Annotated in this window: 26 protein-coding genes; 16 read left to right on the top strand and 10 right to left on the bottom strand. The window is 67.4% G+C overall.

Going from position 1 to position 25,837, the window contains the following annotated elements:
• The first annotated feature begins 103 nt into the window (after window positions 1-103).
• The 7 genes from EJ105_RS05105 to trmB all read left to right on the top strand — a co-directional run bounded on the left by EJ105_RS05105 (window position 104) and on the right by trmB (window position 6,923).
• Window positions 104-1,102, top strand: coding sequence for a PhoH family protein (locus EJ105_RS05105; protein WP_245279435.1), 999 nt, complete (start codon window positions 104-106; stop codon window positions 1,100-1,102).
• A 3-nt stretch (window positions 1,103-1,105) separates the two neighbouring features.
• Complete coding sequence (gene ybeY, locus EJ105_RS05100) at window positions 1,106-1,627, top strand: rRNA maturation RNase YbeY (protein ID WP_250165509.1); 522 nt, start codon at window positions 1,106-1,108, stop codon at window positions 1,625-1,627.
• Window positions 1,628-1,651: 24 nt separating this feature from the next.
• On the top strand, window positions 1,652-2,620 hold the full coding sequence (locus EJ105_RS05095; protein ID WP_024281416.1) for a hemolysin family protein: 969 nt from the start codon (window positions 1,652-1,654) through the stop codon (window positions 2,618-2,620).
• Window positions 2,621-2,703: 83 nt separating this feature from the next.
• Window positions 2,704-4,278 (top strand): apolipoprotein N-acyltransferase, encoded by a 1,575-nt coding sequence (gene lnt, locus EJ105_RS05090; protein WP_284145322.1) that lies wholly within the window; start codon window positions 2,704-2,706, stop codon window positions 4,276-4,278.
• Window positions 4,279-4,377: 99 nt separating this feature from the next.
• Window positions 4,378-4,785, top strand: coding sequence for a helix-turn-helix domain-containing protein (locus tag EJ105_RS05085; RefSeq protein WP_250165507.1), 408 nt, complete (start codon window positions 4,378-4,380; stop codon window positions 4,783-4,785).
• Between the two features lie 107 nt (window positions 4,786-4,892).
• Complete coding sequence (gene metK, locus EJ105_RS05080) at window positions 4,893-6,086, top strand: methionine adenosyltransferase (protein WP_250165506.1); 1,194 nt, start codon at window positions 4,893-4,895, stop codon at window positions 6,084-6,086.
• 99 nt (window positions 6,087-6,185) lie between these two features.
• A complete protein-coding gene (trmB, locus tag EJ105_RS05075; RefSeq protein WP_250165505.1) occupies window positions 6,186-6,923 on the top strand; it encodes a tRNA (guanine(46)-N(7))-methyltransferase TrmB in 738 nt (245 codons plus the stop codon).
• A gap of 9 nt (window positions 6,924-6,932) precedes the next feature.
• Here trmB and EJ105_RS05070 read toward each other — a convergent pair whose 3' ends face one another.
• The 9 genes from EJ105_RS05070 to hemE all read right to left on the bottom strand — a co-directional run bounded on the left by EJ105_RS05070 (window position 6,933) and on the right by hemE (window position 14,429).
• Window positions 6,933-7,799 carry an NAD-dependent epimerase/dehydratase family protein gene (locus tag EJ105_RS05070; RefSeq protein ID WP_250165504.1) on the bottom strand — a complete coding sequence of 289 codons (867 nt, stop codon included), beginning with the start codon at window positions 7,797-7,799 and terminating at the stop codon, window positions 6,933-6,935.
• On the bottom strand, window positions 7,796-8,683 hold the full coding sequence (olsA, locus tag EJ105_RS05065) for a lyso-ornithine lipid O-acyltransferase (RefSeq protein ID WP_250165503.1): 888 nt from the start codon (window positions 8,681-8,683) through the stop codon (window positions 7,796-7,798). Before olsA ends, EJ105_RS05070 begins: the two co-directional genes overlap by 4 nt.
• A gap of 47 nt (window positions 8,684-8,730) precedes the next feature.
• Window positions 8,731-9,114 (bottom strand): Fur family transcriptional regulator, encoded by a 384-nt coding sequence (locus EJ105_RS05060; RefSeq protein ID WP_374254922.1) that lies wholly within the window; start codon window positions 9,112-9,114, stop codon window positions 8,731-8,733.
• 140 nt (window positions 9,115-9,254) lie between these two features.
• Window positions 9,255-9,731, bottom strand: a complete 477-nt coding sequence (locus EJ105_RS05055; protein ID WP_250165502.1) for a GNAT family N-acetyltransferase — start codon at window positions 9,729-9,731, stop codon at window positions 9,255-9,257.
• Window positions 9,728-10,411 (bottom strand): tRNA (adenosine(37)-N6)-threonylcarbamoyltransferase complex dimerization subunit type 1 TsaB, encoded by a 684-nt coding sequence (gene tsaB, locus EJ105_RS05050; RefSeq protein ID WP_024281425.1) that lies wholly within the window; start codon window positions 10,409-10,411, stop codon window positions 9,728-9,730. The genes EJ105_RS05055 and tsaB overlap by 4 nt, the downstream gene beginning before the upstream one ends.
• 128 nt (window positions 10,412-10,539) lie before the next feature.
• Window positions 10,540-11,100 carry a NifU family protein gene (locus EJ105_RS05045; protein WP_024281426.1) on the bottom strand — a complete coding sequence of 187 codons (561 nt, stop codon included), beginning with the start codon at window positions 11,098-11,100 and terminating at the stop codon, window positions 10,540-10,542.
• A 265-nt stretch (window positions 11,101-11,365) separates the two neighbouring features.
• Complete coding sequence (gene rho / locus EJ105_RS05040; protein WP_024281427.1) at window positions 11,366-12,637, bottom strand: transcription termination factor Rho; 1,272 nt, start codon at window positions 12,635-12,637, stop codon at window positions 11,366-11,368.
• Window positions 12,638-12,930: 293 nt separating this feature from the next.
• Entirely contained in the window at window positions 12,931-13,356 is a 426-nt protein-coding gene (gene hemJ, locus EJ105_RS05035; RefSeq protein WP_250165501.1) for a protoporphyrinogen oxidase HemJ, read from the bottom strand.
• Between the two features lie 26 nt (window positions 13,357-13,382).
• Window positions 13,383-14,429 (bottom strand): uroporphyrinogen decarboxylase, encoded by a 1,047-nt coding sequence (gene hemE, locus EJ105_RS05030; RefSeq protein ID WP_250165500.1) that lies wholly within the window; start codon window positions 14,427-14,429, stop codon window positions 13,383-13,385.
• 337 nt (window positions 14,430-14,766) lie between these two features.
• Here hemE and EJ105_RS05025 point away from each other — a divergent pair, with 337 nt between their 5' ends.
• The 5 genes from EJ105_RS05025 (at window position 14,767) to dnaQ (ending at window position 18,523) form a co-directional block, all read left to right on the top strand.
• The gene (locus tag EJ105_RS05025; RefSeq protein WP_250165499.1) at window positions 14,767-15,621 is read left to right on the top strand and encodes a pyruvate, water dikinase regulatory protein; all 855 of its coding nucleotides are present in this window, start codon (window positions 14,767-14,769) and stop codon (window positions 15,619-15,621) included.
• 122 nt (window positions 15,622-15,743) lie between these two features.
• A complete protein-coding gene (locus tag EJ105_RS05020) occupies window positions 15,744-16,343 on the top strand; it encodes a Maf family protein (protein WP_250165498.1) in 600 nt (199 codons plus the stop codon).
• Window positions 16,340-17,188, top strand: coding sequence for a shikimate dehydrogenase (locus tag EJ105_RS05015; RefSeq protein WP_250165497.1), 849 nt, complete (start codon window positions 16,340-16,342; stop codon window positions 17,186-17,188). Before EJ105_RS05020 ends, EJ105_RS05015 begins: the two co-directional genes overlap by 4 nt.
• Before the next feature lie 3 nt (window positions 17,189-17,191).
• A complete protein-coding gene (gene coaE / locus EJ105_RS05010) occupies window positions 17,192-17,791 on the top strand; it encodes a dephospho-CoA kinase (protein ID WP_250165496.1) in 600 nt (199 codons plus the stop codon).
• Window positions 17,792-17,800: 9 nt separating this feature from the next.
• Window positions 17,801-18,523, top strand: coding sequence for a DNA polymerase III subunit epsilon (gene dnaQ / locus EJ105_RS05005; RefSeq protein WP_029556329.1), 723 nt, complete (start codon window positions 17,801-17,803; stop codon window positions 18,521-18,523).
• Window positions 18,524-18,717: 194 nt separating this feature from the next.
• Here dnaQ and EJ105_RS05000 read toward each other — a convergent pair whose 3' ends face one another.
• Window positions 18,718-20,730: a thioredoxin domain-containing protein gene (locus EJ105_RS05000; RefSeq protein ID WP_250165495.1), complete on the bottom strand. Its 2,013-nt coding sequence runs from the start codon at window positions 20,728-20,730 to the stop codon at window positions 18,718-18,720.
• Between the two features lie 137 nt (window positions 20,731-20,867).
• On the opposite strand from EJ105_RS05000, the gene mnmE reads away from it, so the two are divergent.
• The 4 genes from mnmE (at window position 20,868) to EJ105_RS04980 (ending at window position 25,817) form a co-directional block, all read left to right on the top strand.
• Window positions 20,868-22,178, top strand: coding sequence for a tRNA uridine-5-carboxymethylaminomethyl(34) synthesis GTPase MnmE (gene mnmE / locus EJ105_RS04995; protein WP_250165494.1), 1,311 nt, complete (start codon window positions 20,868-20,870; stop codon window positions 22,176-22,178).
• Between the two features lie 102 nt (window positions 22,179-22,280).
• Window positions 22,281-24,158, top strand: a complete 1,878-nt coding sequence (mnmG, locus tag EJ105_RS04990; RefSeq protein WP_250165493.1) for a tRNA uridine-5-carboxymethylaminomethyl(34) synthesis enzyme MnmG — start codon at window positions 22,281-22,283, stop codon at window positions 24,156-24,158.
• 43 nt (window positions 24,159-24,201) lie between these two features.
• A complete protein-coding gene (rsmG, locus tag EJ105_RS04985; RefSeq protein ID WP_250165492.1) occupies window positions 24,202-24,858 on the top strand; it encodes a 16S rRNA (guanine(527)-N(7))-methyltransferase RsmG in 657 nt (218 codons plus the stop codon).
• Between the two features lie 104 nt (window positions 24,859-24,962).
• Window positions 24,963-25,817, top strand: coding sequence for a ParA family protein (locus EJ105_RS04980; protein WP_024281439.1), 855 nt, complete (start codon window positions 24,963-24,965; stop codon window positions 25,815-25,817).
• The last annotated feature ends 20 nt before the right edge of the window (window positions 25,818-25,837 follow it).

Raw genomic sequence — 25,837 nt, 5'->3', positions numbered from 1 at the left:
TGATCGTCCCCTGGCGGCCGCAGCGCCGCAGGCTTCCCCCGGCCCCGCCCGCGCGGCGGTCACGGCCCCGTGGGCCGATCCGGACGAGCCTCCGGCGGCCCATGTGGTGCTGGCCTTCGACGACAACCGGCTCGCCACCCAGCTGTTCGGCCATTACGGCCGCAACCTCGCCCTCATCGAGCGCAAGCTGGGGGTGAAGGCGGATTCGCGCGGCAATCACGTGACGCTGGAAGGCGAGCGCGATGCCTGCGAGCAGGCCCGCGCCGTGCTGGAGCACCTCTATGAGGCGCTGCGCAAGGGCCGCGACATCAGCCAGGGCGACGTGGACGGCGCCATCCGCGAAGTCACCTCGCAGGGCTCCCTGTTCGATTTCGACCCGGCCGAGCAGCGCCAGTCGTTCGACGAGATCCATCTGCGCCGCCGTCCGGTGCGCGCCCGCACCGCCGCGCAGGATGCCTATATCCGCGCCCTGAAGCGGCACACTTTGGTGTTCGGCAACGGTCCCGCCGGCACCGGCAAGACCTGGATTGCGGTGGCCTATGCCGTCCATCTGCTGGAGCGGCGGATGGTGGACAAGATCATTCTCTCCCGTCCGGCCGTGGAGGCCGGCGAGCGCCTCGGCTTCCTGCCTGGTGACATGAAGGAGAAGGTGGACCCGTACCTGCGACCCATCTACGACGCGCTGTATGACCTGATGGACCGCCCCTTCGTGGAGCGGGCGCTGCAGTCCGGCGAGATCGAGATCGCCCCGCTCGCCTTCATGCGTGGCCGCACCCTCTCCAACGCCGCGGTGATCCTGGACGAGGCGCAGAATGCCACGTCCATGCAGATGAAGATGTTCCTCACGCGCCTCGGCGAGAACTCCCACATGATCGTCACCGGCGACCCGAGCCAGACCGACCTGCCCGGCGGGCAGATCTCCGGTCTCGCCGAGGCGGTGCGGCTGCTGGAGGGCGTCGAGGGCGTCGGCATCTGCCATTTCAAGGCCGAGGACGTGGTGCGCCACGAACTGGTGCAACGCATCGTCTCGGCCTACGAAAAGCTCGACGCGGCCAAGATCGAGGCCGCCTCCGCCCGCCTCGCCGGCAAGGCGGGGAGCTGAGCCATGGCCGCGCCCGCCCCCGTCGCGCAGGTTGCTGAGATCGACGCGGACATCGACGTCGCGATGGAGGCCGAAGGCTGGTCCGTCATCGCGGACGCCGAGGCCGTGGCCATCCGGGCCTGCCGGGCGGCGCTGGCCGCCTGCGCCGAGGACGTGCCCGAGCCGTGTGAGGTGGCCATCACCCTCACCGACGACGCGCGCATCCGCGTGCTCAATCGCGACTGGCGTGACATGGACAAGGCGACCAACGTCCTGTCCTTCCCCCAGCCGGACCTGCCGGACGACATCGACGCCCCCCAGCCCCTCGGCGACATCATCGTCGCGCTGGAAACGCTCAGCCGCGAGGCCGAGGCGGAGGACAAGGCGCCGGCCGACCATCTCGCCCATCTGGTGGTGCACGGAACGTTGCACCTCATGGGCTACGACCATCTCGAAGACAACGAAGCAGAGGAAATGGAGGCGCTTGAGCGCGACATCCTCGCGGGCCTTGGGATCGCCGATCCCTATGGCCTGCCCCAGGACTGACGTGAAGGCGGCTTGATAACGACCATGTCCAACATCGACCAGCCGACCGAGACCAGCTCTTCGGAGCCGCAAAGTTTTCTCGATCGATTGCGTGCCCTCCTCGGCACGTTCCGCCCGCACGGCTCCCTGCGCACCGACCTCGTGGAGGTGCTCGCCGCGGCGGAGACACCCGAGGAGGAGGGGGAGTTCACCCCATCCGAGCGCAAGATGCTGCGCAACATCCTGCACCTGCGGGAGGTGGGCATCGGCGACATCATGGTGCCCCGCGCCGAGATCGTCGCCGTGCGCAAGGACGCGCCGCTGGGCGAGCTGCTGAAGCTGTTCGTGACCGTCGGTCATTCCCGGCTCGTCGTCTACGACGACACGCTGGATGACCCCGTCGGCATGGTCCACATCCGCGACCTCATCGCCTTCCTCGCCGGCGACCTCGCCTCCGAATCGGGCAAGATCGACCTCGGCAAGGTCAATCTCGACGCGACGCTGGAGACCGCCGGCCTCATCCGCCGCATTCTCTATGTGCCTCCCTCCATGCCGGCGGTGGACCTGCTCGTCTCCATGCAGGCGGCGCGCACCCACCTCGCCCTCGTCATCGACGAATATGGCGGCACCGACGGCCTCGTCTCCATCGAGGACGTGGTGGAGGAGATCGTCGGCGAGATCGAGGACGAGCACGACGAGGCGGCCGAGACGCTGCTCACACGCCAGCCCGACGGCAGCTATCTCGCCGATGCCCGCACGCCGCTGGAGGCCGCGGTGGAAGTGCTCGGCACCGGGTTCGCTTCGGAAGAGGCGATGGAGGAGGTGGACAGCGTCGGCGGCCTCGTGGTGCGCATCGCCTCCCGTGTGCCCAAGGCCGGCGAGGTGATTTCCCTGCCGGGCGGCTTCGACGTGGACGTGGTGGATGCCGATCCCCGCAGGCTGAAGAAGCTGCGCATCATCCCGCCCCGGGATCTCGACGGCTCCGCCGCCGGGCACGCCGCGTCCGACGCCTGACCTTCCGCGTGGCTTTTCCCTCCAAGGTCGCCCCCCGCCGCGGCGCGCCCACGACAGGCCTGTCGTGGCGCGGGCGCATCCTGATGCTGCGCTTCCTCACCGGCTGGCGCCGGCGCTTCGTCGCGTGGACGGCGGGGGCGGTCGGCGCCCTCGCCATGCCGCCCTTCGATCTGTGGCCGGTGCTGGCGCTCAGCTTTCCGGTCCTCGTGCTGCTCCTCGACGGCTGCCGTGGCGATCTCAAGACTCGTCTCGTGGCGGCCGCGGGGGTCGGCTGGTGGTTCGGCTTCGGCTATTTCCTCGCCTCCCTCTGGTGGATCGGCGCGGCCTTCCTCGTGGAGGCGGACGTGTTCGGCTGGCTGCTGCCGTTTGCGGTGGTCTCCATGCCGGCGGGGCTGGCGCTGTTCACGGCGTTCGGAACGGTGGTGGCGCGGCTCCTGTGGTCGAAGGGCGGCCTCAGGCTGTTCGCGCTCACCTTCGGTCTGACGCTGGCGGAATGGCTGCGCGGCCATGTGCTCACCGGCTTTCCCTGGAACACCTATGGCTATGCGGTCTCCGACGATCTGCTGCTGATGCAGGCGGCATCCGTGGTCGGCGTCTGGGGCCTCACCTTCTTCTGCGTGCTCCTGCTGTCCACGCCGGTCCTGCTCCTGAACCCCGGCCGCCGGGGTCTTGCCGCCGTCAGCGCGGCGGCGCTGGTCATCGCTGGGACGGCGCTGTGGGGTGGCTATCGCCTGTCCGTGACGCCGCTTGAGACCGTGCCCGGCGTGGCGCTCCGGGTGATGCAGCCGAACCTCTCGCAGGACAAGAAGTTCGCCTATGACCGGCGCGAGCAGATCCTGAAAGACTATCTCGCGCTGAGTGCAGGGAAGAGCGAGACCTATCCGGGCGGGCTCGCTGACGTCACGGTGCTGATCTGGCCGGAATCCTCCTTTCCCTTCATCTATGAGCGTGAACCCTGGGCAGCCGAGGCCATTGCTGCGGCCCTGCCGCCCAACGTGACGCTGGTGACGGGCGCCGTCCGCTACGACTTCCCTCCGCCCGGCCAGCGGTCGCCGTTCTTCAACTCGATCAGGGTGATGGACCATCGCGGGCGGGTGCTGACCAACACCGACAAGGTTCATCTGGTGCCATTCGGAGAGTATCTGCCGTTCCAGGCGGAGCTTGAGGCCCTTGGCCTGGAACAACTTACGCGTGTACGGGGTGGTTTCTCTTCCGGCGCGGAACTCCGCGCGCTCCAGATCCCCGGACTGCCGCTCGCCTCTCCGCTTGTATGTTACGAAATTATCTTTCCTGGAAAGGTAGTTCCCCAGGGTCCACGCCCGGCCTGGTTGCTCAATCTCACGAATGACGCGTGGTTTGGCCTGACCCCCGGTCCCTACCAGCATTTCGCGCAGGCCCGCATGCGCGCTGTAGAGGAAGGGCTTCCGCTGGTCCGCGCGGCGAACACGGGGATTTCTGCAATCGTTGATCCTATGGGACGTATTGTCGCATCACGTGACCTCGGGCAGGAGGGTCTGGTGGATGGTCCCCTGCCAAAGCCGCTGCAAACGGTTTCCGTTGCAGCCAAGCTTGACCGTATATTGGTCCCCGGGCTTCTGGCAGCTGCTCTGGCGCTAGCTTCCGTACCGCTTTGCGGTTGCAATACACGCAGCGGTTGATCGACGCGTTCCGATTGTATGCCTATGTTCGCCGGCAATCAGGGCAGCCTTCGCACAGCGAAGTATTGAGTAATCTTTTCCGACATAGCCGGAGAGACCATGGTCAAGAAGGCGCCGAACCCTATTGATAAGCACGTTGGCTCGCGTGTCCGCATGAGGCGGATGATGGTGGGAATGAGCCAGGAGAAGCTGGGCGAGCATCTGGGCATCACGTTTCAGCAGATTCAGAAGTACGAGAAGGGTACGAATCGCATCGGCGCGAGCCGGCTTCAGCAGATTTCGACCACCCTTGGTGTTCCCGTCGCCTTCTTCTTCGAAGGTGCCCCCACCGTTGGACCCGAGGGCGAAGGTTTCTCCGAGGAGCAGTCCCCGGCCTACATCTCCGACTTCCTCGCCACGTCCGACGGACTGACGCTCACCCGGAACTTCATGCGGATTTCCGACGCCCGCGTGCGTCGGCGCATCGTCGATCTGGTGATCGCCATCGCCGGTGAAACCGAGGCGTGAAGCGTTCGTTTTGGCGAACGTTTTCGCGCTGACGACCTTGACCGCCCGCCGCTGCGTTGCCACAAAGGGCGGCCGCACCGCGGCGCGGGCGCAAAAGGGGCCGTCACATGGCGCGTCAATCGTATCTGTTCACGAGTGAATCGGTTTCCGAAGGGCATCCGGACAAGGTCTGCGACCGGATTTCGGACGAAGTGGTGGACACTTTCTTCCGCACTGCGGAAACCGAGGGCTGGGACCCGAGCCAGATCCGCGTCGCGTGCGAGACGCTCGCCACCACCAACAAGGTGGTGATCGCTGGCGAGACCCGTGGTCCGTCCTCGATCACCCGGGACCTCCTGTCCCACGTCGCGCGCCTTGCCATCAAGGACATCGGCTACGAGCAGGCCGGCTTCCACTGGGAGACGGCCGACATCGACGTGCTGCTGCACGCCCAGTCGGCGGACATCGCGCAGGGCGTGGATATCGCCGGCAACAAGGACGAGGGCGCCGGCGACCAGGGCATCATGTTCGGCTATGCCGTGCGCGAGACCCCGGAGCTGATGCCCGCTCCCATCTATTATGCCCACAAGATCCTGAAGGTGCTGGCGGAAGCCCGCCACTCCGGCGAGACCCACGCGCTCGGCCCCGATGCCAAGAGCCAGGTCACCGTCCAGTACGAGAACGGCAAGCCGGTCGGCGTCACCCAGATCGTGCTGTCGACCCAGCACCTGGATGAGCACCTCACGTCCCATGACGTGAAGTCCATCGTCGAGCCCTACATCAAGAAGACCCTGCCGGATGGCTGGGTGACCGACGCCACCGTCTGGCACGTCAACCCCACCGGCAAGTTCGTCATCGGCGGCCCCGATGGCGACTGCGGCCTCACCGGCCGCAAGATCATCGTGGACACCTACGGCGGCGCGGCCCCCCACGGCGGCGGTGCCTTCTCCGGCAAGGACCCGACCAAGGTGGACCGCTCGGCCGCCTATGCCGCGCGCTACCTCGCGAAGAACGTGGTCGCCGCTGATCTCGCCGACCGCGCCACCATCCAGCTTGCCTACGCCATCGGCGTGTCCGATCCGCTGGCGGTCTATGTGGACCTGCACGGCACCGGAAAGGTGGACGAGGCGAAGCTTGAAAAGGTGCTGCGCGAGGTAATGAACCTGCGCCCCCGCGGCATCCGCGAGCATCTCGGCCTCACCAAGCCCATCTACGCCCGCACCTCTGCCTATGGCCATTTCGGCCGCGCGCCGGAAGCGGACGGCGGCTTCTCCTGGGAGAAGACCGATCTCGTGGACGCGCTCAAGGCTGCGGTGGCCTGAGCCCTCGGGGGCTGCCACCGTCGCATCTTGACCCATCTGTGTTGACCCACCGGCCGGATTGCCCTGCAGTCCGGCCGGTGCCTTTTTCAGCATGACCCCATGAGCCAGCAGCCGAGCGAACCCCCAAGCCAGTCCGCGCCCCTCCCCTCCGCCGCCACGGACTTCGAGGCGCGTGGCGCCTTCTATGGCCGGCGTATCGGCAAGACGCTGCGTGGGCTGCAGCAGGACGCCCTCACGCATCTGCTGCCGCGCTACAAGGTCGATCTCGACGCGGCGTCCGTTCCCGCCAGCCTCTTTCCCGAACCGAGGCAGGGATACTGGCTGGAAATCGGCTGCGGCTGCGGCGAACACCTGATCGACCACGCGGCCCGACGGCCCGAGATGGGCTTCATCGGGGCCGAGCCCTTCCTCAACGGCCTTGCGCGGATGCTGGTGGATCTCGACGCCCGCAGTCTCGCCAACGTGCGGGTCTTCGACCTCGACGCGGCGCTGCTGCTCGACCGGCTGCCCACGGCAAGCCTCGATGGCGTCGATCTTTTCTATCCCGATCCGTGGCCGAAGAAGCGGCATTGGAAGCGGCGCTTCGTGCGTCCCGACAATCTCGACCGGCTGGCCCGTGTCATCCGCCCCGGCGGCGTGTTCCGCTTCGCGTCCGACGTGCCGCATTATGTGGGCTGGACCCTCGCCCACTTACGTGCGCACGGCGCCTTCACATGGACGGCGCAGCGGGCCGACGACTGGCGCAAGCCCTATCCGTTCTGGCCGGGCACGCGCTACGAGGCCAAGGCCATCACGCAGGGCCGCGTGCCCACCTACCTCACCTTCGTGCGGCGCTAGAATCCGTGTTCACGCGCCCGCCGCGTGGAGCGCGAATAGCCCCTCGCGGTAGGTCGGATAGCGTAGCGTCACCCCCAGCTCTTCCTTGAGCCGGGCATTGCCGACACGCTTGTTGCCGGACCAGAAGGAGAGAGCCATGGGGCTCATCTCCCGCGCCGCCTCATCGAAGGGAATCGCCGGCGGTGGGTCCATCCCCAGCAGCTCCGCAGCATAGGCAATGGGATCGCCGGGCGGGGCGGGCAGGTCATCTGTGACGTTGATGATGCCGTCGTAACGGTGCGCGATCGCCGCCCGGATGGTGCAGACGATATCGTCCACATGGATGCGGTTGAACACCTGCCCGGGCTTGTCGATGCGCCGGGCCTCGCCCGCGCGCAGCTGAACCAGCGCGTTGCGCCCGGGTCCGTATATGCCGGCTAGGCGCAGCACCGCGACCCGGACGCCGTGCCTGCGGCCGAAGGCCTGCCAATCCGCTTCCGCTTTCAGCCGCCGTTCGAGGCGCGCGCTGCCCGCGCGCGGCGGGGTCGCCTCGTCCACCCAGGCCCCGTCGTGGTTCCCATAGACCCCGAGCGTGGTGAGATAGACCACCTGCCGCAGGCGGCCGGCGGCCAGAGTTTCCGCGGCGCAACACAGGATAGGGTCGCCCCGATCGTCCGGTGGAGCGGACGCCAGCAGAATCTGGACATCGCCCAGAGCCGCCGCGAGACCATCCCCAAGCGTCCTGCCATCGAAGGCGAAAGCCTCCACGTCGGGCGGAAAGGTGGAGAGGCGGGCCGTGTCCCGTGCTGTGCCGATGACGCGGCCAAACGCCGCGCGGTCCTCGGCCAACAGGTGCCGGGCGCAATAGCCGAAGCCGATGGCGGCGAGCGAGATCATGACCGGTTGATGCCGGAGGTGCGGGCGTCCGGCAAGGGGCCCGACGCGTCAGCATCTGCCGCCCGGCCGGCGAGGGCGCTGGAGCACAGCCGGCGCACCGTCGCCTCGCTCTCGCGCGTCACGCTTTTGCGGTCATGGGCGGCATCGAGCCGCACCGGCACGCCGAAGGTGACTTCCACGTCGATGGCGCCGTGGCGCAGCACGTCCATCAGATGCGGGGCCAACTCCATATCGCCGAACCAGGCGGCCACGGGCCGATGGCTGCGGCCCATGGGCAAGCCCTGAAGCCGGACATAGGACACGGCGAGGGGCTGCACCACCACCTCCGCCCCGGCGGCGAAGGCCTCGCGCGCGGCGCCCACCAAAGCGGTGCGGAACGGGAGCACGCGGTTGCCATCGCTCGACGTGCCCTCGGCGAACAGCACCACGGGATCACCATCAGCGAGGCGATCGGCAATCTCCCGGTTCACCGCGCCGGTGGCATGGCGGCGCTGGCGATCCACGAAGACGGTGCGCTGGAACTTGGCGAGAAGGCCGATGAGCGGCCAGCCGGACACCTCGCTCTTGGCCACGAAGAACAAGGGCGTGAGCGAGCCCACCACGGGGATGTCGAGCCAGGAGGCGTGGTTGGCAAGGATCAGCAGCGGGCGGTCCGCAGCCGGCGTGCCGCGGACATGGACCCGCACGCCGATGAGCCGCAGCAGGATGCGGTGATAGAGCCGCGGAATGTGGCGGCGGGCATCGAGACCGAGCTTCAGCGAGATCCACTGAAGGGGAATGCCGACCAGCGTCACCCCCCCGACCACGCTGAGCACGCCGGCAAGCCGCAGGCGGTCCATCAGGCGCGAAAGGGCGGGCTGCTCCGGCCCGAGGGGCGGCAACAAATGACCGTCGCTGGAAGCGGGCGCCGACGGTCGCCCGCCGGGAGGCGTCACTGCTTCTCGTCCTCGTCGAGCGGCACCGCATAGAGCTCGAGGCGGTGGCCACGGAGCTTGAAGCCGAGTTCGCGAGCGATCTGCTCCTGCAGCGCCTCGATCTGCTCGGAGCGGAATTCGATGACCTGACCAGACCTGAGATCGATCAGGTGGTCATGGTGCTCGTCGGGCATCTGCTCATAGCGGGCCCGGCCGTCGCCGAAATCGTGCCGCTCGATGATGCCAGCGTCCTCCAGCATCTTCACGGTGCGATAGACCGTGGAGATGGAGATGTTGTCGTCGATGGCCACGGCGCGGCGGTGCAGCTCTTCCACGTCGGGATGATCCTGCGCGCCGGACAGCACGCGGGCGATGACCCGGCGCTGCTCGGTCATCCGCATGCCCTTGGCGAGGCAGGCTTCCTCAATGAGGCTGATCTTTCCGCTCAAGCGGGACCTCCGCGACGACCCAGGGACATTCCTCTGCCTTATCGCGCCGCCGCTTCCGCGCCGCAAGGGGGCGGACAAAGGCTTGCTGAAGCTCAAAAGTCGCGGCGCAGCAGCAGCGCGTCGGCACCGCCCGCATAATAGCCCCTGCGCCGGCCCACCTCGCCATAGCCAAGACGTGCATAAAGCGTGCGGGCGGCGGCATTGCCTTCCTCCACCTCCAGAAAGGAGGTCGAGACGCCTTCGGCGGCGAGGCGGGCCAGGTGGAAGGAGACCAGAGCCCGGCCAACCCCCCGCCGGCGGCGGTCGGTGACGACGGCGATGGTCAGGATTTCCGATTCGGGCGTCACGCAGTGGGACAGGACGAAGCCCACCGGAGGCTTGCGGGGGCCAAGCGTCGCCACATGGGCGCGCACGGCGCGGTCGGCAAGCAGCCGCTCGAACTCGTCAGCGTCCCAGCCGCGCGCGAAGGCGCGGGCGTGGATGGCCGCAAGATGGGGAATATCCGCCGCCGTCGCGGCCCGCAGCAGTGGCGGGCGGGGCGGGAACAGACGGTCGAGCAGGCGTTTCATCGGCGGGCGATGCGGGCCTTGTCCTGCGGCTTGGCATCAGGGGGCCGCAGGTAGAGCGGGCGCGGCTCGGCCGCTTCGGGATCGGCGACGGAACCGAGACGGGCAACCCATGCCACGTCGGGGGCCGGCGTATCGTCGACCAGCTCCGGCAGTTTTTCAGACGGCGGCCAGGCATCGGCCACGAGATTGGCCCCGGAGCCAACGATCCGCACCGCGCCGATGGCCACGGAGCGCGCCGCCTCCCGCACGCTGGTGATGCGCGGGGCGATCAACGTGCGTCCGCCGACACCGAACATCTGGAGGAACACATGGCCGTGGCGGGCATCGATGGCGGACACCACCGGCACGGCATCGTCATGGGCAAGATAGGGTGCGGCGAGGGCCGCCAGCGTCGTCACGCCCACCACCGGCCGATTAGAGGTGAGGCCGAAGCCGCGGGCGGCGGACAGGCCCACCCGAAGCCCGGTGAAGCTGCCGGGACCCACCGTGACGGCAATGCGGGCGAGATGCTCGAAATCGATGCCGGCGGAGCTCATCACCTGCTCCACCAGGGGGATCAGCGTCTCCGCATGTCCCCGCTCCATGAGCAGCGAATCGCCCGAGACGATGCTGTCCGTCTCGGTGTCGAGCACCGCGGCGGAGCAGGCGGCAAGCGCCGTGTCTATGGCGAGGACATACATGAACGCGGGCACCCCGATCGCCGCCACGATCAACCGAAACCGTGGCGGGGGGAAGCGACCCGGCACGCTCACTTTCGGGAAAGGTTAATGGGACCGTTCCCGAATACCGTCAAACCGGGTCCGCGTCGTCAGACAGCCCGGACTTCCGCCACTTCCGGCACGAAATGCTTCAACAGGTTCTCGATGCCGTTCTTGAGCGTGGCCGTCGAAGAGGGGCAGCCCGAGCAGGAGCCCTTCATGTTGAGGAAAACCACACCGTTCTCGAAGCCGCGGAAGGTGATGTCGCCGCCGTCATTGGCGACCGCCGGACGCACGCGCGTCTCCAGCAGCTCCTTGATAGTGGCGACGATCTCGCCGTCCTTCGCGTCGAAGAACTCGTCGCCGTCGCTGACATCCGGCTTCACGCCCTCGGACAGGACCGGGGCGCCGGACATGAAGTGCTCCATGATGGCGCCGAGAATGGCCGGCTTGATCTGCGGCCACTCGCTGTCGGCCTTGGTCACGGTCACGAAGTCCGAGCCGAGCATCACCGCCGACACGCCGCGCACGTCGAACAGGCGTTGGGCGAGCGGGGAAAGATCGGCATCCTCGGCCGAGCGCAGATCGAGAACGCCCTCCCCCAGCACCGAACGGCCGGGCAGGAACTTCAGTGTCGCCGGGTTCGGCGTGGTTTCCGTCTGGATGAACATGGCCAATCCTCAAAAGAAACGGTGCGGGGAAAACCCGCCGGTTTCTCTCAAGATAGGGAGGACGCCGCGAAACGGGAAGGGAGCTATCCGGGATCGTCCCGAATTGACACGCTCCCCTCCAGCTTCACCGAACAGGGGCGGAACGAAAGGCGCGCGAATCACGCGCCGGGCTCGGTTGGCCATTTGTTCCGCGGGGACAGGGCCGGGCTGACCCGGCCCCTTTTGAGGGAATGAACGCTCGTGAACGAGCGCTCAGGTGTTCCGCTCAGGTATTCATGGAGTCGAAGAAGTCCTGGTTGGTCTTCGTCTGCCGCAGCTTGTCGAGCAGGAACTCGATGGCGTCCACGGTGCCCATCGGATTCAGGATGCGGCGCAGGACATACATCTTCTTGAGCGTGTCGGCGGGAACCAGCAGCTCTTCCTTGCGGGTGCCGGACCGGGTGATGTCGATGGCCGGGAACACGCGCTTGTCGGAGACCTTGCGGTCCAGGATGACTTCCGAATTGCCGGTGCCCTTGAACTCTTCGAAGATCACCTCGTCCATGCGCGAGCCGGTCTCGATGAGGGCGGTCGCGATGATGGTGAGGGAGCCACCTTCCTCGATGTTGCGCGCCGCGCCGAAGAAGCGCTTGGGCCGCTGGAGGGCGTTGGCGTCCACGCCGCCGGTCAGCACCTTGCCGGAGGACGGCACCACGGTGTTGTAGGCGCGGCCGAGGCGGGTGATGGAATCCAGCAGGATCACCACATCGCGGCCATGCTCGACCAGGCGCTTGGCCTTCTCGATGACCATCTCGGCCACCTGCACGTGGCGCACGGCCGGTTCGTCGAAGGTGGAGGAGACCACCTCGCCCTTCACCGAGCGCTGCATGTCGGTGACTTCCTCGGGCCGCTCGTCGATGAGCAGCACGATCAGGAAGCATTCCGGATGGTTGGCGGTGATGGACTTGGCGATGTTCTGCAGGAGCACCGTCTTGCCGGTACGGGGCGGCGCCACGATCAGGCCGCGCTGGCCTTTGCCGATGGGCGCCACGATGTCGATGATGCGCGGCGAGAAGTCTTTCTTGCTGCCAGTCGGCTCATCGTGCTCAAGCTTCAGCCTCTCGTCGGGATAGAGCGGCGTCAGATTGTCGAAATTGATCTTGTGCCGCGACTTCTCAGGGTCCTCGAAATTGATCGTGTTGACCTTGAGCAGCGCGAAATACCGTTCGCCCTCCTTGGGGCTCCGGATCTGACCCTCGACCGTGTCGCCGGTGCGCAGGCCAAAGCGGCGGATCTGGGAGGGGGAGACGTAGATGTCGTCCGGACCGGGCAGATAATTGGCCTCGGGAGAGCGCAGGAAGGCAAATCCATCCTGCAGCACCTCGACGACGCCCTCGCCGATGATCTCCGTCTCGGTGGCGGCCAGCTGCTTGAGGATCGCGAACATCAGCTCCTGCTTGCGGAGCGTGCTGGCGTTTTCCACCTCATTCTCCTCGGCGAAGGCGAGGAGCTCGACGGGGGTCTTGGACTTGAGGTCTTGAAGTTTCACTTCCCGCATAAGGGAAAGCCTCGATGGGTATTGGGGGGCCGGGGGCCGATCGGTCAGGATCGGGGTCGGCTCGTGGGGGGAAGGACGGGATCGCAGGTCTTCAGGGGAAGCCGGGGGCACGCAGCTCGCCGCCTGACGCGCCGGCCGGACCAAGACGGCTCCACCAGGACAGCGTCTTCAAGACGACGCCACGAGCAGATGCCGGACCGAAAGGAAGCGCGTTCGCCTGCGTTTGGGAAAGCACGCGCAAGATAGGCGTGCCTTCAGGGGTGCGCAAGTCCCCCCTAAAGGCGTGGGTCGGATCAAAACGGTTTGACCACCACCAGAATGACGATGGCGATCATCAGCAGCGTCGGCACCTCGTTGGCGATGCGGTAGAAGCGCGCCGGCCGGATGTTCCTGTCCTCGGCGAATTCGCGCACCCAGCGCACGAGGAAACCGTGCATGGCGGACATGGCCAGCACCAGCGCGAACTTGGCGTGAAACCAGCCCGCCTTGTACCAGCCGCCCTCGTACGCAAGCCACAGGCCGGCGAGCCAGGTAACGATCATCGCCGGGTTGATGATGGCCTTGAGCAGCCGGCGCTCCATGACCTTGAAGGTCTCCGACTGCACCGAGCCGATCTCGGCGGCGCAGTGGTAGACCATGAGGCGCGGCAGATAGAGCATCCCCGCCATCCACGCGATGACGGCGATGATATGCAGCGCCTTGATCCACTCATAGAGCATTGAAACAAAAGCCTTATCTGTCCCGGTCAGCGGGCGCGGCGCACCAGCTCGACGAACTTTTCCACATGCTCCAGCGGCGTCTCCGGACGGATACCGTGGCCGAGGTTGAAGATGTGGCGCACCCCGTCGAAATCGGCGCGGATGCGCTCCACCTCCTCCTCCAGTGCCGCACCGCCGGCGATCAGCCGCAGCGGATCGAGATTGCCCTGGAGCGCCACGTCGTCGGAAAGCCGCTGGCGTGCCGCACGGCGATCGGCCGACCAGTCGAGACCGATGCCGTCGATGCCCACGTCGGCGAGCGCCTCCAGCGCCTCAAGGGTCGCCCCCTTGGGAAAGGCGATGATCCGGACATAGGGATGCTTCGCCTTGAGCCCCGCGACGATGCGGCGCAGGGGTTCAGCGCACCAGCGCTCGAAAGAGGCCGGGTCGAGCACGCCCGCCCAGGTGTCGAAAATCTGCACCGCGTCGGCACCAGCTTCCACCTGACCGGACAGATGGGCGATGGAGGTCTCAACCAGCCGGTCGATCAGCTCCTGGAACAGCTCCGGCTCACGCAAGGCGAGGAGGCGCGCCGGCGCCTGATCGTCCGTGCCCTGGCCGGCGACCATGTAGGTGGCCACGGTCCATGGCGCGCCACAGAAGCCGATCAGCGCCGTCTCAGTGGAAAGCTGGGCCCGCACGTCGGCGATGGCCTCATAGACCGGCCCCACCTTGGCCGGATCGAGCGTATCCGACAGTGCAGACAGCGCGGCGCGATCCGCAACCGGCGTCAGGCGCGGACCTTCGCCGGCCTCGAAACGCAATCCCGTGCCGAGCGCATGGGGGATGACCAGGATGTCCGAGAAGATGATGGCCGCATCGAAGCCGTAGCGGCGGATGGGCTGGAGCGTCACCTCGGCGGCGAGGCGCGGCGTGTAGCACAGGGTCAGGAAGTCGCCGGCCTTCGCCCGCACGGCACGGTACTCCGGCAGATAGCGTCCGGCCTGACGCATCATCCAGAGCGGAGGCGGGTCCTGGATCGTGCCGTCGAGAACCGAAAGGAAGCGCGATCGCGTGGCTGGAGAGCGGTCCATCCCGTTCCTTCAATCAAAGAGAGATATTTTTAAAAGAGAGAGTCTTTGTTGTCTTAACGGTTGATTAACCAGTTGCCGGCTCGTCGACAACCGATCCACAGCGGAACCCATAGCCGACACGCGACTTGCCGCGGATGCGAAGCCGGCGAAAGGCAGGTTAACAAAGGATTAACGCACCCCCTGCGGAAACCCGTCCACATCGACGCACAGGGCGGGACGGGAATCTCTCCCGCAGGGTGATCGTGTGGATGGATTTCGGACTTATCCAGAGGCCGCCCTTGCAAGGGGCCAGAACGCGTGCCTTCCTCAACAGCCTTCCACAGGAGCGGTGGACAAAGTGACTCAGTCGAAGCCTGGCGAGGCCTATTTCCACCTCCACCTCGTGTCGGACGCCACGGGCGAAACCCTGATCAACGTTGGCCGGGCGGCCAGCGCGCAATATGCGAACGTGCTGCCCATCGAACACGTCTACCCGCTGGTTCGTTCCATGAAGCAGCTGGAGCGGGTGCTGATCGAGGTGGAGTCCAATCCCGGCATCGTCCTCTTCACTCTGGTGGACAAGGACATCCGCAGCCGCCTGCGCTCGCGCTGCGAAGAGCTGGGCCTGCCGCATCTCTCGGTGATGGCGCCGGTGGTGCGGCTGTTCCAGTCCTATCTCGGTGGTGAGCCAACGCCGCGGGTGGGTGGCCAGCACGCGCTGGATGCCAGCTATTTCAAGCGCATCGACGCCCTCAACTTCACCGTCATGCATGACGACGGGCATCTCACCGAAGACCTCGAGCATGCCGACGTGGTGCTGCTCGGCGTCTCCCGCACCTCCAAGACGCCGACCTCCATCTATCTCGCGAACCGGGGGATCAAGGCGGCGAATATCCCCCTCGTGCCCAACGTCCCGCTGCCTCCGAACATCGAGAAGCTGAAGAAGCCGCTGGTGGTGGGCCTCGTCGCCAGCCCGGAACGCATCGTCGAGATCCGCCAGAACCGGTTGCTGGGGCTCAATGCCGTGGAGACGGGATCATCGACCTATACGGATCGCGAGGCGGTTTCCGAGGAGCTGGCCTTCTCCCGCCGCTTGTGCGCGCGCAACGGATGGCCGCTGATCGATGTCACGCGTCGCTCCATCGAGGAAACCGCGGCCAACATCCTCAGCCTCTACAGCGATCACCGGCGCCGCTCCATCGCTGAAACCTGAGGCCGCCGAAGCTGAGGCGTGGCACCCGATCGGGCTGCGCTTTGGTTTGCATCGCGGACGCAGGCGTGAGATCAGCGCAGTGCGTCATTTTTTGACGGCAGCGCAACAGAGGAGAGACGATCGTGTGGCGTGGCGAACAGCCGCTCGTGCTCGCGTCCAAAAGCGCGACCCGGTTGACCCTTCTCGTGCACGCGGGCTTGCCCGTGGAAACCGTGGCTGCCGAAGTGGACGAACGCGCCCTCCAGGACGCCGCCGGTGAAATGGATCCGGCCGGCATCGCCCTTCTGCTCGCACGGGCGAAAGCGTTGTCGGGATCGAAGGCCGCGCCGGGGCGGCTCGTGCTGGGTGCCGACCAGACCTTGGCGCTAGGGCCGAAAATCTACCACAAGCCGGTCTCGGTCGAGGCTGCCCGCAAGCAACTGCTGGAACTTGCCGGCCAGACCCATGCGCTGCATTCGGCGGTCGCGGTGGCGTGCGACGGGGAGGTGCTGTTCGATACGGTGGTGAGCGCTTTTCTCACCATGCGCCCGCTCACCGAAGAGACCTTGAGCGCCTATTTCGCGGCGGCCGGTCCCCGGGTTCTGACCTCGGTCGGCGCCTATCAGCTGGAATCGGTGGGGGTGCATCTCTTCACCCGGGTGGATGGAGATCACTTCACCATTCTCGGCCTGCCGCTGTTGCAGCTTCTGCCCTTCTTCCGCGAGCAGGGGCTGCTGCCATGACGCTTCGGGCCTGTGTCACCGGCCAGCCCGTCACCTATTCCCGTTCGCCGCTGCTGCACGGCTATTGGCTGAAGGCCTATGGCATCGATGGCGCCTACGAGCGCGAGGAGGTGCCGCCGGAGACGGCGGCGGATTTCTACCGGAGCCTCGCCGCGCGCGGCTATGCCGGCTGCAACGTCACGCTGCCCAACAAGGAGATCGCCTTTTCCGTCCTCGACGAGGCGGATGAGAGCGCCGCCGCCTTGGGTGCGGCCAATACCCTCTGGCTGGAGGGCGGCAAGCTCCATGGGGCGAGCACGGACGGCTATGGCTTCATCGCCAATCTCGACGCCTCTGCGCCGGGCTGGGACGGCGCCCGCAACTGCGCGCTGGTGATCGGCGCCGGCGGGGCTTCGCGCGCGGTGGTCCACGCGCTGGTCGGCCGAGGCTTCGACCGGGTGGTGCTGGCCAATCGTACGCTGGAGCGGGCCGAGACGGTGGCATCCCTCTTCGGGCCGCGCGTGCGCCCGCTCGCCTTCGACCGCATCGTCGAGGTGATGGGCGAGGCGGATATCCTCGTGAATTGCACGTCGCTCGGGATGAAGGGATCGGACCCGCTGACGCTCGATCTTGGCCGGCTGCGCCCCGAGGCGGTGGTGAGCGACATTGTCTATGTGCCGCTCATGACGCCTTTGCTCAAAGCTGCGTCCGCCGCCGGCTTCCGTACGGTCGATGGGTTGGGCATGCTGCTGCACCAGGGCGTACCCGGTTTCCGTCGCTGGTTCGGCGTGACGCCCGAGGTCACGCCGGAGCTGCGGGCGGTTCTGGTGGAAGACCTTCGCGCCAAGGGGCAGCTAGAGGCCTGAAAGATGTGGGTGCTCGGCCTCACCGGCTCCATCGGCATGGGAAAGTCGGCCACCGCTCAGATGTTCCGGGCGCTGGGCGTGCCGGTGCATGATGCCGACGCATCGGTCCACGCGCTCTATCGGGGTGCAGCGGTGGCACCGGTCGAGGCGGCTTTTCCCGGCGTGGCCCGGGACGGTGTCATTGATCGTGCGGCGCTGGGCGCCCGGGTGCTCGGTGACGCGGAGGCGATGAAGCGGCTGGAGGCCATCGTTCATCCTTTGGTGCGTGAAGCCGAGACGGCTTTTCTCACCAAGGCGCGGGCGAGTGGAGCGCGTCTCGCTGTTCTGGACATCCCGCTTTTGTTCGAGACGGGCGGAGACAGGCGGGTGGATGCCGTAGCTGTGGTCAGCGCGTCGAAAGCTGTGCAACGCGAGCGCGTGCTCGCCCGCGCGGGCATGACGGACGAGAAATTCGCGACCATTCTCGCCAAGCAGATGCCGGACGGCGAGAAGCGCCGCCGCGCCCATTTCGTCATCGATACCGGGCGCGGGTTTGCCGCCGCCGAACATCAGGTGGCCGGCATCGTGCGCGCTTTGTCGGGGCCGGGTCGGCGGAAGGGGTGAGGGGAAGCCATGCGCGAGATCGTGCTCGACACCGAGACCACGGGCCTCGAAGCCTATGGCGGCGATCGGCTGGTGGAAATCGGCTGCGTCGAGATGGTCAATCGCATCCTCACCGGCAACGTCTTCCACGTCTATATCAACCCCCAGCGGGACATGCCGCAGGAGGCGTTCAACGTGCACGGCCTGTCGGCGGAATTTCTGTCCGACAAGCCGATCTTCTCGCAAGTTGCTGATGAATTCCTGGAGTTCATCCAGGAAGATACTTTGGTCATCCACAACGCGGCGTTCGACATCGGCTTCCTGAATGCCGAGCTGGAGCGCCTCGGCCGCCCGTCCATCGCCCGCGACCGGGTGATCGACACGCTGGCGTTGGCCCGCCGCAAGCATCCCGGCGGCGGCAATCGTCTCGACGACCTGATGAACCGCTACGGCATCGATTCGTCGCGTCGGGTGAAGCACGGCGCGCTGCTCGATGCCGAGCTTCTGGCCGAGGTCTATAGCGAACTGCTCGGCGGCCGGCAGGCGACCCTCATCGGCCTCGTGGAGGAAAGCACCGAGGCGCCGCGCCTGGTGGTCGAGGCGCGCGCCGCACACCCCCGCCCCGTTCCGCTGCCCGCGCGAATCAGTGCGGCCGAATCGGAGGCCCATGCCGCCTTCGTCGCGGCACTGGGTGAGAAGGCGATCTGGCTGAAATATGCCGATACGCCCGAGGCGGAGAAGACGGCGAGCTGAGTCGGTGACGACTGCAATCAAAGATGTTTTTTACAACCGAATTTCAATCAAAAGTTGATCGATTAGGAGGGCCGCTGGCGGCGAAATCGCCTTCGGTCCGGCTCATTGGTCATCCGGTTTTCCCCACCCGCTGGTGAATCTCCCAAGCGATTTTAGAGGGTGGTGTCTTCCGGTGGCGACTCGCAATGGGGCTTTCAGCCTAAAATCGCCGCCACTGCCGCCTTTATCCCGTCCGGCTCGGTCACGGGCAGTGAACAGCGCTCTCCGACGCACACGAAGGCCGCTCCCCCCTCCGGGGCGGACGCGATCCGGGCTGCCGTGACGCTTCCGACGGGCGCCGCCACCCCTTCGGCGCGCACCACGACCCGGAGCGGGAACGGGACCTTGAGCGCAGCCTGGGCCAGCGCCTCCCCTTTCGCACCGGTGGTGACGATCTCGGCGAGGCCGAGACGCGTGGCAATGGCGTTCAGGGTGGCGCCATGGGCGAGCACGTTGCGAGCGGCCGCGCCCGACAGGCCGGTGAGAATGCGGTCGGCGCGCGTGCGCAGGCTGTCATCGCCGGTGAGGGCCGCAAGCCGGATGAGGGCATCGGCGGCGACCGCATTGTAGTTCGGCACCGCCTCGTCATGGGTCGCGGAAGGCCGCACGATGAGGCTGTCCCCGTCGTCCGCGGTGAGGAAGTAGGACCCCGTGGCGGGGTCCAGGTGGTGCTGTTCCAGCGCATCGAGGAACCCGGCCGCCAGCCGGAATGGCGCCTTGTCCCCCGTCGCCTCGGCCAGCGCGATGCCGGCACGGGCCATGGCCGCGAGGTCGGAGGCAAGGCCCGGCATCACCATCTTGTCCCCGCACCAGGAATGCGCGAGCCGCCCGTCCTTCACCATGTGCGCCGTCACCGCGCCGAAGGCCGTGCGCGCGAGACCGATCCATTCCTCCTCGCCCAGGAAGGCACCGGCGCGGGCGAGAGCGGCGATCATCAGGCCGTTCCAGTCGGTCAGCACCTTGTCGTCCCGCCCCGGCCGCACCCGTCCCGCCCGTCGCGCGAGCAGCTTTTCACGCAGGGGCACGAGCCGCGCCTCGTCCTCGGGGGAAATCACGCCGGCATCGGTGCGGTTGAGGATGTTTCCTTCCTCCCAGTTGCCGGCCTTCGTCACGTCGTAGATGCGGGCGAAGAAGGCGGCGTCCGTCGCCCCCAGCACTTCCTCGATCTCCGCCAGCGACCACACATAGAAGCGACCCTCATGCCCCTCCGAATCGGCATCGAGACTCGCCGTGAAGGCGCCGGAGCGAGCCAGCATCTCCCGCTTCAGCCATCCGACCGTCTCGCGGGCGCGCTGGAGGAAGAGAGGGTCGCCGGTGTCGGCATAGGCCAGTGCCAGCAGCTCCAGCAGCAGCGCGTTGTCGTAGAGCATCTTCTCGAAGTGCGGGACGAACCAGATCTCATCCACCGAATAGCGGGCGAAGCCGCCGCCGAGATGATCGTAGATGCCGCCCTCGCACATGCGGTTGAGCGTGAGCGCGACCAGCACCTTCATGGCATCGTCGCGGTTGCGGGTGCCGGCGCGCCAGAGCAGTTCGAGCAGGCCCGACTGGGGGAATTTCGGCGCGCCCTTCAGGCCGCCGTGCACCGGATCGATGAGCGACACGAGGCGCCGGGCGGCATCGTCGAGATCGTCGATGCCGATGGCGACGCCTTCCGTCGGCTGGGCCGCCTTTTTCAGCCGGGCGAGGATCGCCTGCGTGTTCTTCTCCACCTTCTCCGGGCTCTCGGAGAAGACGGAGGAGACCTGCTGCAACACCTCGGTGAAGCCGGGCCGGCCATAGCTCGCCTTGGGCGGAAAATAGGTGCCGCCCCAGAACGGCCGGCCTTCGGGATCGAGGAACATGGTGAGCGGCCACCCCCCGCTCTGTCCCAGCTGCTGGAGCGCGGACATGTAGATCTGGTCCACGTCCGGCCGCTCCTCCCGGTCCACCTTGATGTTCACGAACAGCGCGTTCATCAGCGCCGCGATCTCGGGATTCTCGAAGCTCTCGTGGGCCATCACATGGCACCAGTGGCAGGCCGCATAGCCGACCGACAGGAGGATAGGTTTGCCGGTCGAGCGCGCCTCGGCGAACGCCGCCTCCCCCCAGGGCCACCAATGCACAGGGTTGTCCTTGTGCTGGAGCAGATAGGGGCTCGTCTCGCGGGACAGGCGATTGAGGCTCATGTCGGAAATCCTTCGGCTTCGGCCGGCTTTGAAGGCAACGTGATCGCAGGATAAAGGTTCGGGCGAAGAAACGGGGTGCGGGGCATCTGGTTCAGACGCCGTGCAAATCCGCAGCCACTCGTCTGGAGGATCAGGCCATGTCCGGTGAAACCGCCAGCGACACCATCTTCGCCTTGTCTTCGGGCCGACTGCCTGCCGGCGTCGCCGTGCTCCGCCTTTCGGGGCCGGAGGCCGGCGCCGCGGCGCTGGCGCTCTCGGGCACCCTGCCCCCGCCGCGCGTGGCCCGCTATTCCGCCCTTCATCATCCCGCGACGGGCGAGGAGCTGGATCGCGGACTGGTGCTCTTCTTCCCCGGCCCGGCGAGCGCCACGGGGGAGGATGTGGTGGAGCTGCATCTTCATGGCGGGCGCGCGGTGGTGGCGGCAGTGCTGCGCGCCCTCGGCTCGCTTCCGGGCCTTCGCCCGGCCGAGGCCGGCGGATTCACTCGGCGCGCCCACGCTAACGGCAAGCTGGACCTCGCCGAGGTGGAAGGCCTCGCCGATCTCATCGCTGCCGAGACCGAGGCCCAGCGCCGGCAGGCCATGGCGCTCGCCTCGGGCGCTCTCTCCCGCCGCGTGATGGGCTGGCGGGAGGGGCTGGTCTCCGCCCTCGCCCTTCTGGAAGCGGGCATCGATTTTTCCGACGAAGCGGACGTGGCGGAGGATGTGGCCCGGCCGGCCCTGGACCTCATCGGCGGCCTCCATCGCGAATTGCTTGCCGCGCTGGCGGATGCGGCGCGGGGCGAGCGGGTGCGGGATGGACTCGTGGTGGCCATCGCCGGCCCGCCCAATGCGGGAAAATCCTCTCTGCTGAACCGCCTCGCCGGGCGGGATGCCGCCATCGTCTCCCCCATCGCCGGGACGACGCGCGACGTTCTGGAGGTGCATCTGGAACTCGCGGGCCAGGCGGTGACGCTGCTCGACACGGCCGGCCTGCGCGAGACGGTAGACGCTGTGGAAGCCGAGGGCGTGCGCCGGGCGCTCGCCCGTGCGGAGGTCGCGGACGCGGTGCTCTGGCTCAGCGACGAGGGGATTTCGCCGCCCGCCGCCTTCGCTACCGCCATATGCGTGCGGACGAAGATCGACCGGGGCGGGCCTGTGCCACACGGCTTCATCGGCCTCTCCACCGTCAACGGAGACGGGGTCGAGGATGTCGTTGCGGCCATTGCGGCGCGGGCCGAGGCGCTGTGCGGCCGAGAGCCGGCGCTGGTGACGCGGGAGCGCCAGCGTCTCGCCCTGGAAGAAGCGGCCCGCCATCTGGAGCGGGCCATGGGCGCGCATGGCGGGCATGAGGAGCTGCGGGCCGAGGATGTCCGCCTCGCGGTGCGGGCGCTCGACCAGACCATCGGCCGGGTGGATGTGGAGGACGTGCTCGATCGCCTCTTCAGCACCTTCTGCATCGGCAAATGAGCGCCGGGCCGGCGTGTTTCACGTGAAACATTCCGCCCAGCCTTGACGGCGCCCAAGAAGGGGCGTTTCCAGAGGGGCAATATCCCTCTGTCCCGGACCACCATGAACGGAACGCCCCACCCGCTCGCCTTCGATGTCATCGTCGTGGGCGGCGGACATGCCGGATGCGAAGCCGCAGCCGCCGCGGCGCGGGTCGGCGCGCGCACTGCGCTTGTCACCCACGCGCAGGCCACCATCGGCGCCATGTCCTGCAACCCCGCCATCGGCGGCCTGGGCAAGGGCCATCTGGTGCGCGAGATCGATGCGCTCGACGGATTGATGGGCCGGGTCGCGGACCAGGGCGGCATCCAGTTTCGCGTTCTCAATCGCCGCAAGGGCCCGGCCGTGCGGGGGCCGCGCGCGCAGGCGGACCGCAAGCTCTATGCCCGCGCCATGCAGCAGGCTCTGGCCGAACAGCCGAGACTGGACGTGGTGGAAGGCGAGGCCGACGACCTCCTCGTGAAGGATGGTCGCGTGGCGGGGCTGCGCCTCGCAGACGGGCGGGAGCTCGCCTGCGGCGCAGTGGTGCTCACAACGGGCACCTTCCTCAACGGCTTGATCCATCTCGGCGAGGACAGCTACCCCGCCGGGCGCATGGGCGAAAAGCCGGCGCTCGGCCTCTCCCCTGCCCTCTCGCGCCTCGGCTTCGCGCTCGGCCGCCTCAAGACCGGCACGCCGGCACGGCTCGATGGCCGGACCATCGATTGGGCGAGCCTGGAGATGCAGGCCGGCGATGATCCGCCCGAGCCCTTCTCCGCGCTGACCACGCGCCTCCCCAACCCGCAGGTGGAATGCGGCATCACCCGCACCACCGACGCGACCCATGAGCTGATCCGGCAGAATCTCTCCCGCTCGGCCATGTATTCCGGGCGCATCGGCAGCACCGGGCCACGCTACTGCCCGTCCATCGAGGATAAGATCGTCCGCTTCGGTGATCGCGACGGCCACCAGATCTTCCTGGAGCCGGAGGGGTTGGACGATCCCACCGTCTATCCCAATGGCCTGTCCACCTCCCTGCCGGCCGATGTGCAGATCGCGTTCCTGCGCACCATTCCCGGTCTGGAGCAGGTGGCGGTGCTGCGCCCCGGCTATGCCATCGAGTACGATCATGTGGACCCGCGCGAGCTTGCGCCGACGCTGGAGACGAAGCGCGTGGCGGGCCTCTTCCTCGCGGGCCAAATCAACGGGACCACGGGGTATGAGGAGGCCGCCGCGCAGGGCCTGCTCGCCGGGCTTAACGCGGCCCGCCGCGCCGGCGGGTCGGACGGCGTCGTGCTCGACCGGGCCGAGGCCTATCTGGGCGTGATGGTGGATGACCTCGTAACGCGCGGTGTCAGCGAGCCCTATCGCATGTTCACCTCCCGCGCCGAATATCGGCTGACCCTGCGGGCCGACAATGCCGACCAGCGCCTGACCGCCCGCGGTGCTGCGCTGGGGCTGGTCGGCGCCGAGCGGCTGGCGCATTTCAACGCGCGCACGCACGCGCTGGAGGCGGCGCGCGCCCTCACCCGCGACCTGTCCCTCACGCCGACGGAAGGCGCGCGACACGGCCTTGCCTTGAACCGCGACGGCCAGCGCCGGAGCGCCTTCGACCTTCTCGCCTACCCCGACATCGACATAGCACGGCTCGCGATGATCTGGCCGGAGCTCTCCGCGCTGCCGTCGACAATCGCCGAGCAGGTCGAGATCGACGCGAAGTATGCGGTCTATCTGGAGCGGCAGGCCGCGGACATCCACACGCTGCGGAAGGACGAGGCGCTCGCGCTGCCGGAAGAGCTCTCCTATGCCGATCTGCCGGGTCTCTCGAACGAGCTGAAGCAGAAGCTGGAGCGGGTGCGCCCGCGCACTGTGGGACAGGCGGGGCGCATGGAGGGAATGACCCCGGCCGCGCTTGCGCTCATCGCCACCCATGCGCGTCGGGCGGGCGGACGCTCCGCATGATCGGTTCGTTCGGGCTGTGGATCACGGGGATGGAGGCGCGCCGATGAAGGGGGCTGGCGCGGGAGGCGACGACGCGGCGCGCGCTGCTGTCGAGGGGCTGGTTTCACGTGAAACATTCCACCGCCTCGACCTCATCGCCGAGCTGCTCCGCAAGTGGCAGAAGACCATCAATCTCGTTGCCCCTGCGACCGTGCCGGAGGTGTGGAGCCGGCACATCGCTGATTCGTTGCAATTGATTAACCATGTTCCGGCGGACGCGATCAGGTGGGTGGATTTGGGATCGGGTGGCGGATTCCCCGGTCTCGTGGTTGCCGCCATTCTGGCGGAGCGGCCGGGCGCGGATGTCCATCTGGTGGAGAGCGACACCCGCAAGTCCGCCTTCCTGCGGGAGGCGGCGCGGGTGGCGGAGTTGCCGGTGCGGGTCCACGCCCAGCGAATCGAGCAGGTCGCGCAGGCACTTGCGCCGGAAACGCAGGTGGTGTCCGCGCGTGCGCTGGCGCCTCTTCCCAAGCTTCTGGAGCTGGCGGAGCCCTTCCTCTCCGCCGGTGCGCTCGGGGTGTTTCCCAAGGGCCGCGACGCTGAACGCGAATTGACCGAAGCCCGCAAAGGCTGGACACTCGATTGCGATCTTCGCGCCAGCGTCAGCGACCGAGAGGCGCAGGTTCTTCTCGTGAGGAGCGCCAGGCGCAGCAGCAAATAGCCACCCCGCCGGGAAGGCGCGCCGATAAGGCCGGCGCCGCCAGGTGGACGTTCTCATCCGCGGGGTCGCGCCCTGCGGAACCAGATCCAAGGGGACCACGGGCCATGAGCCAGGCTGATTATTCCTCGGGAGCCGATCTTTCCCTGCCGGCCGGCGCGCCGCGCGTGCTGGCGCTCGCCAATCAGAAGGGTGGCGTGGGCAAGACCACGACAGCGATCAATCTCGGCACCGCGCTGGCGGCCATCGGTGAGACCGTGCTGGTTGTGGACCTTGACCCCCAGGGCAACGCCTCCACGGGCCTCGGCATCGATCGCCGCTCCCGCAACGTCTCCACCTACGACGTGCTGGTGGGCGAAGCCACCATGCGCGAGACGGTGATGCCGACCGGGGTCCCGCAGCTTTATGTGGCGCCCTCCACCCTCGATCTGTCCGGGCTGGAGCTGGAGATCGCCGCCGAACGCGATCGCGCCTATCGCCTGCGGGACGCACTCCGGGCGCTCGCGGCCGATCCCGAGGCGCCGCGCTTTTCCTATGTGCTGGTGGACTGCCCCCCGTCCCTGTCGCTCCTCACCGTCAACGCCATGGCGGCGGCGGACGCGATCGTGGTGCCGTTGCAGTGCGAGTTCTTCGCGCTGGAAGGCCTCTCCCAGCTGATGAAGACGGTGGAGCAGGTGCGGGTGGGGCTGAACCCCAGCCTCACCATCCACGGCATCGTGCTGACCATGTATGACGGGCGCAACAACCTGTCGGAGCAGGTGGTGCAGGACGTGCGGCAGTTCATGGGTGACAAGGTCTATGAGACCATCATTCCCCGGAACGTGCGCGTCTCGGAAGCGCCGTCCTATGGCAAGCCGGTTCTGCTATACGATCTCAAGTGCTTGGGGTCACAGGCTTATTTGCGGCTCGCGTCGGAGGTGATCCAGCGCGAACGGGCGGCACGGGCGGCGGCAGCGGCCTGAGGGAAGACCAGAGGGACCGG

Origin of the sequence: Xanthobacter aminoxidans (assembly GCF_023571765.1) — a bacterium.
Taxonomy (GTDB): Bacteria; Pseudomonadota; Alphaproteobacteria; order Rhizobiales; family Xanthobacteraceae; genus Xanthobacter; species Xanthobacter aminoxidans.
This window is presented reverse-complemented; position numbering and strand designations above follow the sequence as displayed.

Coding starts and splice junctions, on each gene's coding strand:
- EJ105_RS05060 (WP_374254922.1), bottom strand. CDS start 9,114: ATGCGGATGACCGAGCAGCGCCGGGTCATCGCCCGCGTGCTGTCCGGC.
- coaE (WP_250165496.1), top strand. CDS start 17,192: ATGTGGGTGCTCGGCCTCACCGGCTCCATCGGCATGGGAAAGTCGGCC.
- hemJ (WP_250165501.1), bottom strand. CDS start 13,356: ATGCTCTATGAGTGGATCAAGGCGCTGCATATCATCGCCGTCATCGCG.
- EJ105_RS05095 (WP_024281416.1), top strand. CDS start 1,652: ATGTCCAACATCGACCAGCCGACCGAGACCAGCTCTTCGGAGCCGCAA.
- EJ105_RS04980 (WP_024281439.1), top strand. CDS start 24,963: ATGAGCCAGGCTGATTATTCCTCGGGAGCCGATCTTTCCCTGCCGGCC.
- mnmG (WP_250165493.1), top strand. CDS start 22,281: ATGAACGGAACGCCCCACCCGCTCGCCTTCGATGTCATCGTCGTGGGC.
- lnt (WP_284145322.1), top strand. CDS start 2,704: ATGCTGCGCTTCCTCACCGGCTGGCGCCGGCGCTTCGTCGCGTGGACG.
- trmB (WP_250165505.1), top strand. CDS start 6,186: ATGAGCCAGCAGCCGAGCGAACCCCCAAGCCAGTCCGCGCCCCTCCCC.
- mnmE (WP_250165494.1), top strand. CDS start 20,868: ATGTCCGGTGAAACCGCCAGCGACACCATCTTCGCCTTGTCTTCGGGC.
- EJ105_RS05055 (WP_250165502.1), bottom strand. CDS start 9,731: ATGAAACGCCTGCTCGACCGTCTGTTCCCGCCCCGCCCGCCACTGCTG.
- EJ105_RS05070 (WP_250165504.1), bottom strand. CDS start 7,799: ATGATCTCGCTCGCCGCCATCGGCTTCGGCTATTGCGCCCGGCACCTG.
- tsaB (WP_024281425.1), bottom strand. CDS start 10,411: ATGTATGTCCTCGCCATAGACACGGCGCTTGCCGCCTGCTCCGCCGCG.
- EJ105_RS05015 (WP_250165497.1), top strand. CDS start 16,340: ATGACGCTTCGGGCCTGTGTCACCGGCCAGCCCGTCACCTATTCCCGT.
- ybeY (WP_250165509.1), top strand. CDS start 1,106: ATGGCCGCGCCCGCCCCCGTCGCGCAGGTTGCTGAGATCGACGCGGAC.
- metK (WP_250165506.1), top strand. CDS start 4,893: ATGGCGCGTCAATCGTATCTGTTCACGAGTGAATCGGTTTCCGAAGGG.
- rsmG (WP_250165492.1), top strand. CDS start 24,202: ATGAAGGGGGCTGGCGCGGGAGGCGACGACGCGGCGCGCGCTGCTGTC.
- EJ105_RS05085 (WP_250165507.1), top strand. CDS start 4,378: ATGGTCAAGAAGGCGCCGAACCCTATTGATAAGCACGTTGGCTCGCGT.
- EJ105_RS05000 (WP_250165495.1), bottom strand. CDS start 20,730: ATGAGCCTCAATCGCCTGTCCCGCGAGACGAGCCCCTATCTGCTCCAG.
- dnaQ (WP_029556329.1), top strand. CDS start 17,801: ATGCGCGAGATCGTGCTCGACACCGAGACCACGGGCCTCGAAGCCTAT.
- rho (WP_024281427.1), bottom strand. CDS start 12,637: ATGCGGGAAGTGAAACTTCAAGACCTCAAGTCCAAGACCCCCGTCGAG.
- hemE (WP_250165500.1), bottom strand. CDS start 14,429: ATGGACCGCTCTCCAGCCACGCGATCGCGCTTCCTTTCGGTTCTCGAC.
- EJ105_RS05045 (WP_024281426.1), bottom strand. CDS start 11,100: ATGTTCATCCAGACGGAAACCACGCCGAACCCGGCGACACTGAAGTTC.